At 43.5% G+C, this 17,451-nt stretch carries 7 protein-coding genes and 1 pseudogene; 2 read left to right on the plus strand and 6 right to left on the minus strand.

From position 1 onward, the window contains the following. Positions 1–136 (plus strand): annotated as a pseudogene (locus ACEW9J_RS02510) (strawberry notch-like NTP hydrolase domain-containing protein); the annotation flags it as partial. A 529-nt stretch (positions 137–665) separates the two neighbouring features. Continuing rightward, positions 666–9,533 (plus strand): Calx-beta domain-containing protein, encoded by an 8,868-nt coding sequence (locus ACEW9J_RS02515; protein ID WP_373543571.1) that lies wholly within the window; start codon positions 666–668, stop codon positions 9,531–9,533. A gap of 97 nt (positions 9,534–9,630) precedes the next feature. Here the strand turns inward: ACEW9J_RS02515 and ACEW9J_RS02520 are convergent, their stop codons facing one another. The 6 genes from ACEW9J_RS02520 to ACEW9J_RS02545 all read right to left on the minus strand — a co-directional run bounded on the left by ACEW9J_RS02520 (position 9,631) and on the right by ACEW9J_RS02545 (position 17,232). Then, on the minus strand, positions 9,631–10,230 hold the full coding sequence (locus ACEW9J_RS02520; RefSeq protein WP_373543572.1) for a DVUA0089 family protein: 600 nt from the start codon (positions 10,228–10,230) through the stop codon (positions 9,631–9,633). Between the two features lie 249 nt (positions 10,231–10,479). Beyond that, positions 10,480–11,778, minus strand: coding sequence for a replicative DNA helicase (gene dnaB, locus ACEW9J_RS02525; protein ID WP_373543573.1), 1,299 nt, complete (start codon positions 11,776–11,778; stop codon positions 10,480–10,482). After that, entirely contained in the window at positions 11,778–12,656 is an 879-nt protein-coding gene (locus ACEW9J_RS02530; RefSeq protein ID WP_373543574.1) for a DUF6262 family protein, read from the minus strand. The genes dnaB and ACEW9J_RS02530 overlap by 1 nt, the downstream gene beginning before the upstream one ends. Then, positions 12,649–14,673: an integrase gene (locus tag ACEW9J_RS02535; protein ID WP_373543575.1), complete on the minus strand. Its 2,025-nt coding sequence runs from the start codon at positions 14,671–14,673 to the stop codon at positions 12,649–12,651. The genes ACEW9J_RS02530 and ACEW9J_RS02535 overlap by 8 nt, the downstream gene beginning before the upstream one ends. Then, positions 14,666–16,120: a tyrosine-type recombinase/integrase gene (locus tag ACEW9J_RS02540; protein ID WP_373543576.1), complete on the minus strand. Its 1,455-nt coding sequence runs from the start codon at positions 16,118–16,120 to the stop codon at positions 14,666–14,668. The genes ACEW9J_RS02535 and ACEW9J_RS02540 overlap by 8 nt, the downstream gene beginning before the upstream one ends. After that, positions 16,117–17,232: a tyrosine-type recombinase/integrase gene (locus ACEW9J_RS02545; RefSeq protein ID WP_373543577.1), complete on the minus strand. Its 1,116-nt coding sequence runs from the start codon at positions 17,230–17,232 to the stop codon at positions 16,117–16,119. The genes ACEW9J_RS02540 and ACEW9J_RS02545 overlap by 4 nt, the downstream gene beginning before the upstream one ends. Positions 17,233–17,451 lie beyond the last annotated feature (219 nt).

Here is a 17,451-nt window from a genome sequence, read left to right on the forward strand (position 1 = left end):
GGGCTACTTTATCGGCGATTCTACAGGCGTAGGTAAAGGCGTTGAGGCGGCGTTGATTATTCTCTCCAACTGGTGTGAGGGTAGAAAAAGAGCGATTTGGATCTCCAAGAACGAACCGCTAATTGAAGATGCCCAACTTATATAGACTCTACAACGTGTAATTGTTGCTAGAAGCTAAAAAAGTCTTTTTATTCCACAACATAAGCCTTAATCTCAACTTGCACCCACAACAAACTACAAAAAGAATGTCTTAACTCTTAAGTTTTGCTAGCATAAATCTAGCCAGTGCTATTCGATCGTTAGTATTACTAATGACATTTTCATCAGCTTGCATTTTTGTATTGTCGATCGAATCGTCTCAATTTACCGATCGACTAAGGCACATTCTTTGGCAGAAATAAACATATTAATTCCTAAATGTCGATCGAGTGTAATTTTATTTAACAACTGTAATCGAATCGATCGATCTCAACTCGATCGAGAAAACTCTCGGCCATACATTTACGAGAAAATAGCATTTGGCGATCGGTAATAAGGTTTATTATGGCTCGATTTTTACTAAAACTACGTTATTTAGCTGAACTTAGTATCAATTAGTTTACGTGGTAGTGGTTTTGCAAATATAGTAATACATATTTTGTAACTGCTAGTCACAGGAACGATCGATGTTAAAGCCACAAGCTCTCCAACTTCTCCAACAGTATTTAGCTCGGTTTGCCGCGACGGATGATTTTGAGACGAAGATCGAGAGTATCTTCGGCACTAAGATCGGTAGTACGGCGATTCGCCAGCAGTGGTTGAGTGGGGATTTTAGTCTGATTCCCGAAATCAGGATTTTGGCGAATGGGGAGTTGGGGACTGCGAATGGTGCTTATGCTGCGGATTTAGATGAGATTTTGGTGTCTGCGGATTTTTTGGGACGGCATCAGGAAGATCCTGTGGCTGTGGCGGAATTATTGTTGGAGGAATTCGGGCATAAGATCGATCGAGTGTTGAACGGTAATGTGGATAGTCCTGGGGATGAGGGGGCAATCTTTCGCAGTTTGGTAACTAGGGAAAGTTTATCGCCGCAGATGTTGGCGGGATTGAGGACGCAGGACGATCGATCTGTAATTGTGATTGATGGTAAAGCTGTTGAGATTGAGAAGCAAGATTTTTTTGGTGATGCTGGGGGTATTGTTACTAATGATTCGATCGTTGGTACATCTGGTAATGACACCATCAGTCCAGGATTGGGAGAAGATCTAGTTGATGGTGGGGATGGGCTTGATACCCTAGTAGTCGATTACTCAGCCAATAACGGCGCAGGGATTAGAAGTAATAGCGGCATCATATCTGCCCCTACAGGTTTTGGAAATAGTAGTTTCGATCTAGTCCGGTTCAGTAACATCGAGCAGTTGAATGTTACTGGCACTAGATTTGGGGACATCATCATCGGTCTGAGTGGGAATGATATCCTTAAGGGTGGAGCTGGCGATGATACTCTTAATGGCAATGGTGGCGTAGATATTCTCGATGGTGGAGCTGATATTGACTTAGCGGTGGTAGATATTTCCAGCAACAGCGGGGCAAATAATATCGATCTGACCCAAAGCAGCAACACCCTTGTTAATGGTACGCAACTGATTGATATCGAACGGCTTGACTTGAAGACTGGCACGGGGAACGATCGCATTATTGGTGGCGATCGAGGTGATACGATCGATAGTGGAGCTGGCAATGACACGATTGTTGATGGTAATGGCAATGACACCATTAATGCTGGAGCCGGAGACGACACCATCAATTCAGGATTGGGAGAAGATCTGGTTGATGGTGGAGATGGGCTAGATACCCTAGTAGTTGATTACTCGACGAATAACTTCGGAGGGATTAGAAGTACTACTGGTCGTTTATTCGCTCCTGCAAGTTTTTTGAATAGTGACTTCGATCGAGTCCAATTTAGTAACATCGAGCAGTTGAATGTTACTGGTACTAGATTTGGGGACATCATCATCGGTCAAAGTGGGAATGATATCCTCAAGGGTGGAGCTGGCGATGATACTCTTAATGGCAATGGTGGAGTAGATATTCTCGATGGTGGCGATGGTATTGACACGGTGGTGGTCGATCTTTCCAGCAGTAATGTCGCAAATAATATCGATCTGACCCAACGTAATACTATTAATGGGGCGCAACTGATTAGTATCGAGCAAGTTGACGTAACAACTGGGTCTGGGGATGACATTATTGCTCCAGGGTTGGGACGTAACCGAGTCGATGGTGGCGATGGCATCGATACTCTTGTGGTCGATTATTCGACTAATGACTATACAGGGACTCTTCAAAAGGGAATTCTCTATGGCCCTAACGAGATCTATGTCCTCAATGATGCCAACAGTGGTAATTCTGATGGAGTACTGTTCAATAATATCGAACAATTCAATATTACTGGGACTAAATATAATGACACGCTCATCGGTCGAGGTAGAAATGACATCCTCAGAGGTGGAGCTGGCGATGACAGACTCATCGGTCGAGGTGGAGTAGATATTCTCGATGGTGGGGATGGTGTTGACTTGGCTGAGATCGATATTTCTAGCAGTAATGTGGCTAAGAATATCGATCTGACCCAAAGTAATATTATCGATGGGACACAACTAATTAGTATCGAACGCATCGACCTGAAAACTGGCGCGGGAAATGACAATATCCGCACAGGGAATGGGGGTGATACGATCGATAGTGGAGCCGGAGATGACACCATCAATGCAGGGCTGGGTGATAACAGGGTTGATGGCGGGGATGGAATTGATACTCTCATAGTTGATTATTCGGCTAATGACAATACGGGAACTTTGCAAAAAGGGATTGGTAGTTCTGCTACTGAGATATTTGCCTTTAACGGTGTCGGTAGTGATGTCGATCGAGTATTCTTTAGCAATATCGAACGGTTAAATGTTACTGGGACTAAGTATGATGACCGCTTCGTCGGTCAAAGTGGAAATGACATCTTCAAGGGTGGAGCTGGTAATGATACTTTCAGTGGCAGCGGTGGGATCGATGTTTTAACGGGTGGCACTGGAACGGATACCTTTAATCTCAGTAGTTATGGCACTCAAGGTAATGGCGACTACGCGCTAATTAAAGATTTTAATGTTAATGACGATCGATTAACGATCGATGGTGCCGCAACAGACTACACGGTTAGTGATGTTTCCCCCATTGCTGGGGTGAATGGTGCGGTATTGTCTAGAGGTAGTGAGTTAATTGCGATCTTTGAAGGGCAGACAGCGGCGAGTTTCAATCCTACCGATAAAGCGGGTGGAGATCCTGCTAGTGCCTTCGATTTGGGGACAGTGAGTGCTACTCCCGTTACCACGGATGATTTTCTCGGTCAGGCTTTTTTAACTAACGATGCTCTCGATTATTATAAAGTCCGAGTTACCGAAACTTCGGTGCTGTCGGTACAATTAGGCGGAAATACAGTTACACCCAATCTCCAGTTAATCGATAGTGCTGGTGGATTTGCAGGGCAAAGTAGCACAGGGGATCTCAAGGTATCAGTTAAGCCAGGGGAGTACTATATTATCCTCAGCAGTTTGCCCAATGGCAGAGGTACGAATTATCAACTATCGGCTAGTGCGAAACCCATTGATGATTTTGCGGGGAACGATATTGGTAAGGCGCGCGATTTAGGTATCTTAACAGGTACGCAAACCTATAGTGATTTTGTCGGCAATGTGGATGCCTACGATTTTTATCGGTTTGAGGTCAAACAAACCAGTCAATTTAGTTCGACGCTGACTAATGAATTTCTGGGTGTTAATAATCAGATCGCACTGATTGCTAGTAACGGTCAAACCCTAGTTGGTGGTAGTAATCAAATTAACCAACAATTAGCTCCAGGCGTTTATTATTTACGTGTCAATAGTAATAGTGGCGATAGTCCTTACAAACTGGATCTATCTTCGATTGCTACTGGTAATAGCCTATTTGCAATTACTAGCATTAGCCCCGTGCGCGGTAGTAATGCTGGTAAAACTACTTTTACGATTAATGGGACTCAATTTACTCCCAATACTCAACCGAGTTTACTCGATAGTAATGGTCAACCAATTCTACTCGAAAATATTACCTTCATTAGCGATACCAAAATTGTTGCTACTGCTAATTTAAGCAATACTATTCCTGGTAGCTACAGTGTCAAACTAACCGACGGAGTGCAAACAGCTACCGCTGCGAATATTTTCGCGGTCGATAGTGGCAATCCAGGCAAATTAGATGTGACGATTAGTTCGACTGGTTTGGTTCGGTCTGGCGGTATTGGCGAGGTGATTGTTACTTATCGCAATGGTGGCGAGACAGATATTCCCGCACCGCTATTAACAATTGATGCTCAAGGTGCTAATTTCGAGCAGAATGGACAGTTTTTGCAAGATTCGATCCAGTTTTTAGGGATTAATAAAGATGGTAATGCTGGTGTTTTACCGCCAGGGGCGACTGGTACATATAAAGTTAACTTTCGGACTAATGCTACTCTAGGCAACACGGTTGATTTTACAGTTAGTTCGCTGGATACGACTGCAAATATCGATTGGAATGCGATTAAAAATAGCTCTCGCCCTGCGGATGTCGATCCGGCAACGTGGGATTTGATTTATCAAAACTTTGTCAATTCTGTTAGTAGTAATGCTGAAAATTTCCAAGCAGTATTAGATGAAAATGCGACGCGATTGAGTCAATTGGGCGAGTATACTACCGATATCTCCAGATTGATCTCATTTGAACTTCGTCAGAATGCCGCCGATAGTATTGACGATCGCAATTTCATCGGTAGTTTCGGGCGCGGTGGTGTTAATGCCTTCGAGATTACGGAAACTGTAGATGCTAAGGGGAATGTCACCATTCAAAGTGGGACGGTTGGGCGACTATTTAATAAACAAGCCGATGGCACATATAAGGCTGACGATTCTGACGATTTAGGCGTTGTTAGTAAAGTTGGCAGTATCTATCAACTGCGAGAATATGACGGTACTACTCTCGCTTTTCGGACTGATGGTAAATTAGATTTCATCACCGATACAAATAATAATAAAGTTACCGTTGGTTATACTAGCAGTCAGTTAACCAGTCTCAGTTATAGCAATGGCGATGTCATTACCTTTGCTTACAATGCTCAAGGGCGGGTGCGTGAAGTTACCGACCAATATGGGGAGAAAACTAGTTATACCTATGATGCTGCTGGCGAAAAGTTATTATCAATTACCGATAATAGTGGCACGACTAGTTATACTTACGAAACTGCTGGAGCCAAAGCTAATGCAATCAAATCGATTACCTTCGCTGACGGTACTCAAACTCTCTACGAATACGACGCTACCGGACGGATTTCTAAGCTAAGTAACGGCACTAATTTTGTCACCTACAGTTACGATACTGCGGGGGGAGTTACGATTACCGATGGTAATGGTAAAGCAACTAAAATATTAACAAACGATCGCGGTCAAATCGCGCAAGCTACCGACTCATTAGGACGGGTGATTAAATATCTCTATGACGATAATGGCAATCTCAAACAGGTAATCGCCCCCGATAATAGTACTGCCAAATTCACCTACGATAGTCGGGGCAATATCGTCGGTAGCGTCGATGCGCTGAATCAACAGGTTAACTATACCTACAATTCTACCTACGACCAACTCACCAAAGTTCAAGACCAAAAAGGCAATAACATCGCCTACAGCTACGATACCAAAGGCAATCTCAGTGGCATCGTCTACGCCGATGGCTCTCAAGAAACATTTAACTACGATGCCAATGGTAACACCACCGTATCGAGCAACCGTCGCGGACAGGAAGTTAAATATACCTACGACAGTCGCCAATTCCTGATTGGGAAAGAGTTCGCCGATGGCACTACTGCGAGTTTTACCTACGATAGTCGCGGCAATCTCACCCAGGCTACCGACTCCGATAGTACCGTCAGTTATGCCTACGACAATGCCGACAGACTCACCAAAGTCACTTATGACAATAGCCGCTTCTTAGAATTTACCTACAACCCAGGCGGACAGCGGACTAAAATGGTAGACCAAGATGGGTTTGCCACCAACTATAGTTACGATAGCGTCGGGCGGTTGAAACAATTAACAGATAACAATGGTACGAATATCGTCACCTATACCTACGACAACATCGGGCAATTAGCGCGGGAAGATAATGGGAATGGCACCTATACCACCTACAGTTATGATAGTGCCGGACAAGCCCTCAGTATCGTCAATTTCAAAGCCGATAACACCGTCAATTCCCGCTTCGACTATACCTACGATAACTTAGGTCGGCGCGACAGCATGACCACCTTAGAAGGCAAAACCACCTACGGTTACGATGCCACGGGACAACTAACCAAAGCCACTCTCGCCAATGGGCGCGTCATCGAGTACCAATATGATGCCGCTGGCAATCGCACCACCGTCAAAGATAGCGGTGTCAATACCGCCTACAACACCAACAATCTCAACCAATACACTGCCGCTGGTAGTAATACTTACACCTACGACAAAGACGGTAATCTCACCGTCAAAACCGAAGGCTCTAAAACTACTACCTTCGCCTACGACAGCGAAAATCGCCTAATTGGAGTCACCAACCCCGATGGGACTTGGGAATATAAATACGATGCCCTCGGCAACCGCATCGCCACGACTCAAAACGGCACCCGCACCGATTATTTACTCGATCCTACGGGTTTGGGAGATGTGGTGGGTGAATATAATGGCACGAATAAAGTTGCCAGTTATACCCACGGTTTAGGTTTAGTCAGTCGCGTTGATGGCAGTAGTACCGCCTCATTTTACGATGCCGATGCGATCGGATCGATCGCCGGATTAACCGGAACCAGTGGTAATTATCTTAACAGTTATAGTTATCTCCCCTTCGGCGAAAGTTTGACCAAAACCGAAGCTGTTGCCAACCCGTTTGAATTTGTCGGTCAATACGGGGTGATGAATGAAAGCAATGGGCTTGATTTCATGCGGGCGCGGTTTTATACACCTGGTGAGGGACGGTTTATTAGTACAGATCCGATCGGGATTAATGGTGAAGATACTAATTTTTATCGATATGTTAAAAACAATCCTATTTCTTTTGTCGATGCAAGTGGGAAATTTTTAGACAACTTAACTGTTAATATCAATATCAACATTGGAAGTCCGAGCAATAATGGCAGTAACAATGGGAGTAATAATTTAAGCCCTACCAATAATGGTAATAACAATGGGAGTAATAATTTAAGCCCTACCAATAATGGTAATGGTAATTTTAGCCCCACCAATAATAGTAATGGTAATTCTCCAAACCCAACTGGTGGCGGCTCTCCTTCACCAACACCACCCAAACCAAAACCAACTGGTGGTGGATCTCCTCCACAAAAACCACCTGGAGGCGAAGGCGGAAGACTTCCTGGAGATTTACCACGTCGTAAACCACCCGAAGACGACACCAGAACAACCATCGTTCAATCTCTCGACCCCAACGATATCATCGGCCCTGGCGGAGCCGGAACAGATCGCTGGATTTCCCCCGATCCCATCCTTCCCTACACCATCAACTTCGAGAACCAAGCCTCTGCCACCGCTCCCGCCGTCCTCGTCAACGTCACCCAACAACTCGACAGCGACCTCGATCTGAGCACCTTTGAACTTGGTACCTTCGGCTTCCAGAACCTCACCTTCAAAGTCCCCGACGGCTTACAAGGCTACACCACCCGCCTCGACTTACGCAGCTCCATCGGTGCCCTAGTCGATGTCGCCGCCAACCTCGACACCAGCAATCGCACCCTCACCTGGACGATTACCGAGATCGATCCTACCACCGGAAAACCCGCCACAGGCGTTGACGATGGCTTCCTACCCCCCAATAATGCCAACAGAGATGGCGAAGGCTTCGTCACCTACAGCGTCAAAGCGAAACCCAACGTCGCTAACGCCACCGTCATCGATGCCAAGGCTAGCATTGTTTTCGATACCAATGAAGCGATCCTAACCCCCGTCTGGTCGAATAAAATCGACACCAACGCCCCCACCAGCCAAGTCCAAACCCTAACAGCCACCACCACAGGCAAGGATATTAACGTCAATTGGGCGGGTACCGACGACGGTAGCGGCGTGGGCACTTATGATGTCTATGTCTCCGTAGATGGTGGTAACTACACCCTCTGGCAAAACAAAACCGACAAAATCAGCGGTATCTACACCGGAGACATCGGCAAAACCTATAGCTTCTACAGCATCGCCACCGACAACATCGGCAGAACCGAAATCAAAACCGCCACCGCCGAAACCACCACCACATTACTTCCCACCCTAGTTGTCCCCGTCATCAACCTCGCCGTCAACGATCCCGCAGCGGCGGAAACCCTCAGCGGACAACCCCTCAACCCCGGACAATTTACCCTCACCCGCACGGGTGCGACTACCGCCGACTTAGCGGTAAATTACGCCATTACCGGAACTGCTACCAACACCACCGACTATCAAACCCTCAACGGTATCGCCATCTTCAAAGCAGGTAGCAATACTACCACGATCGATATTAACCCGATCGATGACAACATCTTTGAAGGTACCGAAACCGTCACCCTTACTCTCACCGAAGGCGGTACGAGTTACCAACTCGATACGGTAAAATCTGGTACAGTCTCGATCGTCGATAACGACACTCGCCCCACGATTAGCATCGCCAACGTCTCCCAAAACGAAGGCAATAGCGGCACTACCACTTTCGGCTTCAACCTCACTCTGAGCAACCCCAGCACCGAAATTGTCACCGTCAAATACGCCACCGCCGACGATAGTGCGATCGCCGGAAGTGACTACACAGCCACAACTGGGACGATTACCTTCGATCCTGGCGACACCACCAAAACAATTAATATCGCTGTCACTGGCGATACTACGTTTGAACCCACCGAAACCTTCAAACTCAACCTCAGCGAGGCGACTAACGCCACAATTGCTACTAGTTCCGCTACTGGTTCGATCGTCAACGACGACACCGCCCCAAGTATCATCAATGGTACCCCCAATGCCGATCGACTCGACGGTACGAATAGCGACGATACGATCTCTGGACTAGCTGGAAATGACACCATCTATGGCGGTATCGGCAACGACATCATCTTCGGCGGTGCGGGAGTCGATCTCCTCTTTGGCGGTGCTGGTAAAGATGTCTTTGGCTACAATAATCCCACTGAAGGCATCGACAAAATTAATGACTTTGTAGTCGGCGACGATCTGTTGAGTATCTCCCGTGCGGGTTTTGGTGGAAATGCGGTATTTGGCAGCGACAGCTTGGCAGGTGGCGTGCTGGATGTTTCCAGATTTACGCTAGGAACGTCGGCAACCACAGCCAGCCAGCGGTTTATCTATAACAATACATCCGGTGCCTTATTCTTCGATGTTGATGGTATTGGTGGTGCCAACCAAGTTCGACTCGCACAATTAGTTGGCAATCCTGCTTTGACTAATAATAGTTTCTCGATTTTCTAGATCGAGACAATTGGCGCAAAAAGAGTAGGGGTAATTCATGAATTACCCCTACTCTTTTTGATAAGAATTTAGAGCGAACCTTTAAACAGCAGATTCATCAACGAGAACTTTTCTGGTTAGTTTTCCTACTTGCCGTTAACTTACGTTTTAAACCTACCACCGCAAATCCAGCAACCGCAGTTCCAATTAAACTCGCAGGTTCTGGTACGGCAGTCGCAGATTGGTTAACGCCCTGAATATCAAAAGCGTATGCCGAAGTTTGACCGAAAAAATCTCCAGTATTATTAAAACCAGCGGCAAAATTTGGTTGATTGGCAAAATTTGCAAACGCTGAAATTACCGCTCGATAATTTCCCGCTGGCAACACTTGACTAACTTGAAAATCTAGATTGCCAAGTCCAATATCCTCCTGCTCCAAAAAGAAGTTATCACTAGCATCAAACAATGTCAAAATCGGATCGAAACCACCTGCGGCGATCGTCGTTCCCTCAGCATTTACACCACCTGCATAGCTATAGGATCTGATATCGACAGTTGAGGTACCATCCGCAGTAAAAAAGAATGATGGCGTGTCATTAGCATCATTCAAATTGCCAGTAAATGATAAATTAGCACTGTAAGCAGCACCAGATCCCATGACAATTCCAGTAGTTGTTGTGGCCAGCCCTAACAGCAGTGATATCGATAATTTTTTCATTGTTTTAATGTTTCGTAATTCGATCTATTCTTGTTAGCAGTATCCAGAGAATATGAATATTGAGCTAAGTATTTTTCTTGGGAGATCGGCCGATTTAGATCGGCTGTTGCATCTTTCAACAATAGCTGCAATATTTACAACATGGCATCAGATAATTGTAGTAAGTTTCGATCTCTTTTGGCGATCGCTAGATCTGTGAATTGCTATGAGCGGTTGAAGCATCGCTTGATTTTGAACGGTTGCTATCCGTTAAATTAAATCTGCAAACTCCCCACAAATAGGGTTGAAACTCACTCGACAAGTTCCCGTAGAGCCATTCCGGTTCTTAGCTACGATAATTTCCATCACCCCTGAATCTGAACTCTCAGAGTTATAGTACCCATCGCGGTACAGTAATAACCCTAGATCCATATCCTGCTCGATGTCCCCCGAATCCTTAATATCAGACATCGACGGACGCTTATTGCCCTGACTCTCTACCCCACGATTGATCTGTGCCAAAGCTACAAACGGAACGTCGAACTCCTTAGCGATGTCCTTAAATGCCCCAGAGTACTTACCCACATCCTGCGCTCGATTCTTCGCAGCCCTGTCCCCAAGCTTCTGAATGTAATCCAACACCACCAACCCCAATTCGCCCCGCTCGTGGCGAATTTGCCGCAATACAGAACGCATTTTTGCTGGAGTTAAGTCGGAAGCTGACGTATCATCGATAACGATCGGCAGTTTACCTACTATCCCCATCGTGTCTTTCAGTGTTTCAATCTCATTCTTATAAATTTCATTGTGGATCATCCGACTGGAATCAATACCAGAGTGGAGTGATAGCAATCGGTCTGATAAATCCTCTCCAGACATTTCTGCACTGAAGAAGACCACTGGCTTGTTTTGAGTTGTAGCAATATGAACCGCTAAATGACAAGCCAGCCAAGTTTTCCCCATACTCGCTCTGGCAGCAATTACAATCAGATTTCGCTTGACTAGTCCTTTAATTGCCGCATCTAAATCTACTAATCCAGTAGAATAAGCAGGTGAGTTGCCTCGTGAAAACTTATTATCGATATAATCCTTAATTGGTTTCGGTTTAAACTTACTTTGTTTATCGACAGTGAGATTGAATAGCTGTTGCTCTGACTGCCCGAAAATTGATTCTAGTTCTGTAGTCGTGTCATAACCCAATTTAACCAGATTTTGACCCACTGCGATTAACTGCCGTCGCTTGTACTTATCAACCACTAACGATGCGAAATAGTCAATATTCGTTGCTGAAACCGTTCTTTCTAATAACTGAACTAACTTATTCTTGCCACCAACCTGTTTGATTAATTTATAGTCTGTTAGATAGCTAGTCATGCTCATCAGATCGATAGGCTTGTCTGCTCGATATAGCTCTAAAGCAGCTTGATAGATCGTACCATGCGCTTGAATATAGAACGATTCAGGAGTTAATAGATCGATAACTCTACTCATTGCTGAAGGATCTAGAAGAATACCACCCAAGATACTTTCTTCAGCTTCGATATTATTAGGAGGGATAGTATCATTCATTATTTCTGATTGAATATATTACTGAGTTCGTCGAGACTGACTAGTTCCTTGTCTTCTCTCATAGTTGGCTTGAGATGTTCCTGGCTAGGTAACAATATCGATTCTGGTGGTTCTGAATTTTGTTGTCCATTGGGCTTGGCTTCATCACAGATCATAGTTAACAAGCAAGCTTCAGGATTACTAACATCAGTTTTGCTGCGATATTGTTGGAAAGCCTCGATTGAAAGTTTGACCGAACTAGGTGAGCGATGATTTATTTCACGCTTGAGTTTTGCAGTGAGCTTAATTCCCAGAGCATTAATTAACTCAAAAATCTCCGACTGCGAAGATGAGTCTGGATTCGATCTAATTGCTGGCTCCGGTTCCGGTGGAGATTCAGCAACTGGACTCGTTACTTGGGCAACGATCCTAATCGGAACCACTTTGCTGGATGGATTGGGACTGGTTAATTCTCGTAGTTGGTGCCGCAATCGTTCGCATTCATCCCTTAGTTCGTATATTTCTGAGACATGACCTCGGAGTTTTTCGTTCTGGTTTTTGAGTTCTTTAATCTCGGCTTCGAGTTGGCGAATGCGATTTCGAGCAACTTCATGGAGGGTTTTGAGACTATGCGGTTTGGGATCTCCTTCTTCGAGGGGATTTAACTGAGTTTTTTGCTGCTGTTGGAGTTCGTGAATGTAGTCGGTAATCTCTGCCCACTTATAGAGATAAGCAATCGAGCAACCCGCAACGGTTGCAATATTCGCAAAGGTTAACGGCTGTTTTTGGTTGATTATCTCCTCAATTGCCTTGAGTACCTGTTGCTTCTTCTGTTCTTTCCGTTCCGCCTGAGTACGCCGCAAGACCTCGGCTTGTTTTTCCCGATTGTGCTTAGTCATATCCCAACTCCCGTAGTTGTGGCAACCATTTATCCATTGCGGCTATGGTAGATTTTGCTTCTTCAGTCGCCAGTTCTGCACCAACCTCTTGTGCCTGAGTCAGTCGTTGTTGCTCTCCTGCATATTGACGTTCATACAAAGGTAGCTTCGTTGTACTGGGACGAAAACTACCGCATCCATAGCATTTGGGATAGAGGTTGATAGGACAGGGAATTTTAGGGTTGAGAATGCAATGTCCGTAAACTACCAAGCGCGGAGCGATTTCTGAGTCTAATTCGTGTGCTTTAGGGTTTTTGAGTAAACTTTCTGGGAGAGATTGCCAAGGGAGGAACTTATTACTGGGGTTCATCAACAATGCCTGAAAAGGCAAGTCCACAGCGGCTACTTGTTCTCTAGTAGGTGGTGTGTAATGCTGGAAGGTCGTATTACTACTAGCATGATTGGCATAAAGTTGAGCCGCCTCAATTCCATGTTTGGCTCGAATCTCTTGCAATTTACTAGGGCGAGTAATCTTACCTACAAAGTGCGGTTTTAAACCATTAGCATCACGAACATCTTCTTTTTCTATTAACATCCGAATAATGCGAACCATTGGACTACTACTCCCACTTCTGTCTGGAGGTTTTGGTATGGGTTTAATATTGGAAAAAATAGGATACGATTTGCTCTTTATAATTCTGAAATGACAAAATAAAAATGAGTAGTTTTCTCCAAATATTTGTCTAATCCAGCACTTCTGTTCTTCAACTACTTTTCTGATTTCACGAGTAGCTGGTAAGCGATGTTCTTGTGCTTTCTTCCCTTCATAAAATTTGATGTACCACCTATCGTTTTCTTGTACTAGGCAATCAAAGGCGATTTTGCAAGCATCACCTGGACGTGTAGCCGTGTACTCTTGAATCAGATAATGACGCGCAATTGGTGCGGGAATCTCGAATAGATGTTGATGAATAGCTTGGCGAGCTACCTCATCCAGCCAATCAGGATCGTTTTTGCTTGTTTTCAACCTATCCCGACTGCGAATTAAATATGATGTGTCTAGATCTAGGTATTCAAAAAAATCTTTTAAACAGCCCAGCTTATTATTAATTACGTGATTTGTATTTTCTTGACATGAATCCTTGAATTTAAGAATTATATCCCTACTGATACCACTACAATCGCGAATTTGAAATTGTTCTGCAATACATCCAAATTGTTTTAATGTTGTTAATGTTCGACTAGGGAGTTCATCAGAAAGGAATCTTTGCGTTCTAAGGAGTAAATGTAGATATTGTTTTACTAATACTCGATACCATTGAGACTCAATCTCTCTAAAATTAATCCGCCGAGGTGACTTATTATAAAAGTGCCCTAAATCCCATGTGTCTTCATCGAAATTGAAAGGCAGCAACTCATTTTGCTTTTGGTTGTTAACCCAACTATTGGAGTGTGCAGAATTAGAGTCGAAGGTGATATCACAAAAATGACATCTAGCATTGAAATTAGAGACTTCATAGATCCATCCTTTTTGTCCATCATGACCGATCTGTAGACAAAGAGGGTTGGGGCATTCGATATCGGGACGGTATCGAATGCTATGAGGTGGAACATCACAGCGGAGATTGATCCGTTTTTTACACTTATTGCATACTACGCCTAGTTTATTAACAGATTTAGCTGAATAGTAATAATTTGTGATTAATCCTTGAGGACATAAAGGACAGCGATATTCTTGCTTGTAATCACTTTCCCAGTTAACTTCTAATGTTCCGTTTAGTGTTTCATGGATAGAAATAGGTAAATACTTTCGCCTAGCTCCTTTAATCTCACAAGTCAAATAAGTTTGTTTCTTGCAATGATTACACGCAAGAAATAGTTTGCAGAAGTATTCTTTCTCATAACAAAGTCCTGTAAGCTTACCAACTGTACAACGAGGACAATTATATTCTCCTTGATATTCTTTGCCCCAATCAACTTCCAACTGACCATCAAGAGTAGAATGAATAGAAATAGCTGGATGCTTGCGATTACTCATTAGCGTTACTCGATCCAATATTTTGTAATTTTTCCAATCCCTGTAATCTAGTGACAAGTAAATTTAATAACCGATGTATTTCAGTAACTCTTCGATCTTGTCCTGCTACTTGCGCTTGTTCTAAATCCTGTTGTAGTTGATGAATATCAGCTTCTATATAAGGCTTGTCTTCTAACGTAACGCGATGATGATTGCAACTAAGGCAAGCGTATCTATATTCACAATCACCTAACATCATTGGGCGGTGACACTCCCCTAATGAAGTAGTTACCATAAGTAATTCTGCTAACTTTTCGTACCTCTGCTTTCTAGGTTTAAAAGTACTGACTTTACCGTACATATCAACATAACCTTTAGTTGCTGATTCTTTTTCTAAACGATTTAAATCTCGTTGTCGATAGTGGGGCAACATATCTAAAGAAGCATGTCCTAATACCGCTGCAATATATTCATCCTCTGTTTCGCAATAAGCCATAATACTAGCCTTTGTGCGACGAAAGTAGTGACTGGTAAATTTGAATTGATTACCATGTTTATCTGTTAATTCAGCTTTCTTATTAAAATCTCTTACCCAAGAGTGAATTACTGAGTTGGTAAGCAATTTTGGCAAATAAATTGGATTTTTGTCAAATCTTCTGCCAAAACTAGTATCACTAGAAACAAAGCAAAATAATTTATCAAAATCAGTATCAATAAGCTGCTGAGTATTGAGAAATTCCTGCTGTGCCCTGATTAATTCAGCTACTAAAGGATGAATCTGATAAAATTGCCAATATTTGCGTTTTTCTATCCATCTTTGTAAAAACCATTTTTCGCTTTCTTGCTTGAGGCATTGGCGAGGCATTCTAATCATTTCGCCAATTCGACACCCTAGTGCGAGTTGTAGTCTGAATAATCTTTCTAATGGTGCTGGAAATAAATCGAACTTTTCATAGATTTGATAGAGAACTTCCTCTGGTATCGTTTGAACTTTGGGAGTGTATTTTCTATATATATGTGCAGCAAAAGATATTTGAAGCCATTGTTCTTCTGTCCATAATTTAACCGCATAAATTATGGCACGTTGACGATCTCTTTGGCTGCCTTGCTTGATAAATTCCTGTAATAAGTTATCCGTTAAAATTTCCGGTCGATTATAACCTTGGGATGATAAAAATTCATCCAGTTGTCTTAAAGCACGGATTCTTTTTGCTGTAACGCTTAACGCAGATTTTTCTCTGGCACTAGCTTTAGCGGTTAACTTGGCTAGTAGTTTTAGCCAAAGTAGAGAAAAATCTTTAAAGTGAATGTTGTGAATTTCGATAATCCTGGATTCTTCTTCTGTATAGCCAATTTCTAGAACCGACCAAGTATCTCGTTCTAGTAGCGGATCGTTTACCGACTCTTTACCTAATTCTGAGACTGCTATCCGTTGCTGTAATGACTCAAATGATTCTAATGCTTTCATTCATCTTCCTCTCGATCTAAATATACCTCTAAGCTCATTTCATCAAGTACATGTGAGTAAATATCTTTAGTAGTAGCAATCGATCTATGTCCCATTAACTGTTGTACGTATTGGTCTTGATATCCTGCTTGGAGCATTCTCGTTGCAAAAGTATGTCTGAATAAATGAGGATGCGATCTGATTTCAGTTCTAGCTTCAAGTTGAGAAAATAAACCATTCAATCTCGCACTGCTCATCGGTTGTCCGATATATTTTCCCTCCAGATTGACAAATAACATTCCGTGACCCAATCTTTCGACCTCTTTAGAGGGATATTCTTCATTTAAATAGATATGAAATGTCTCTTGAACTGCTTTTTTGTTGTGCAATATCGGAATTTCTCGTTCGGTTCCTTTGGAAATCGCTCCATTCGGGTTATTGCCTCGTCTGACAATCCGAATTCTGCCTCTACTATCCAAAGTTCCCACATCTACAAGATGCAATCCTAATAGCTCTCCCCGCCGTATTCCTGTTTCTCTCAACAGCATTACTATCAGCCTGTCTCTGTGTGTGTAACAGGCATCTGCTAGTTGACTGACCTGTTCATCAGTCAAGCAACCAGGGAATATCTTCGGTTCTTTGAGCTTAATTCGCTTGCGGTTTTCAGGTGTGCTTTTAATAATCCCACGCAAGTAGCCACCGCGTTTGCCAAACCCACGAGCTAGCTTGGCAAATTTCTGTTCGTCTACTCTGCCTTCAATAGCGTGGAATTCATACATTCCTTGAATGGCTGTAACTGCCTGGTTAACAGTACGCGCACTGCGCTTGGAAGCTATTTCTCTAATGGATTCAGAGATGACTTCTACATCACCACCCAACAAATACCAATTTACGAAATCAGCCAGTTCATCTAGTCCGAACTCTTCCCAGTTCAGAAATTTGTACTCCAGCCAGTGCCAGAAATCTACTAGCCGACAAGCGTATGTGTTAACGGTGTTGGCGGCTAGTTGTCGCCTGCGGCAGTAGTTTAGGTAGCGTTGGATTGGTTCTACTGGCAGGCCAGCTTCCGTGTCGAATACACAGCAAAATCTTTCCCCTGTTTGAGAGTCGATTGCTCGTTCTATACTTATCAAGTTTATTTCGTGGAAGGTTTAATAGAACTACTCTATCATGTAAGTAGGCTATCTTGTTGTTGTTTTTATAAGTTATTTAATATTAAATAGTTGTTGTTATAACCAGACGGGATTGGGTGCGTTTGGGTGGAAATGCCGAACAGGTTGTCGCGCTCTCTAAATTCAAGTTGGGAGAACCGATTAAATTGACTCAAGGCATCCTATTCGTCACCTTTGGCG

It is taken from the genome of Chamaesiphon sp. (assembly GCF_041737865.1).
Classification (GTDB): Bacteria; Cyanobacteriota; Cyanobacteriia; order Cyanobacteriales; family Chamaesiphonaceae; genus Chamaesiphon.

Excerpts from the sequence above, each read along its gene's own strand:
- ACEW9J_RS02540 (WP_373543576.1), bottom strand. The coding sequence starts at position 16,120 with ATGAAAGCATTAGAATCATTTGAGTCATTACAGCAACGGATAGCAGTC.
- ACEW9J_RS02535 (WP_373543575.1), bottom strand. The coding sequence starts at position 14,673 with ATGAGTAATCGCAAGCATCCAGCTATTTCTATTCATTCTACTCTTGAT.
- dnaB (WP_373543573.1), bottom strand. The coding sequence starts at position 11,778 with ATGAATGATACTATCCCTCCTAATAATATCGAAGCTGAAGAAAGTATC.
- ACEW9J_RS02530 (WP_373543574.1), bottom strand. The coding sequence starts at position 12,656 with ATGACTAAGCACAATCGGGAAAAACAAGCCGAGGTCTTGCGGCGTACT.
- ACEW9J_RS02520 (WP_373543572.1), bottom strand. The coding sequence starts at position 10,230 with ATGAAAAAATTATCGATATCACTGCTGTTAGGGCTGGCCACAACAACT.
- ACEW9J_RS02515 (WP_373543571.1), top strand. The coding sequence starts at position 666 with ATGTTAAAGCCACAAGCTCTCCAACTTCTCCAACAGTATTTAGCTCGG.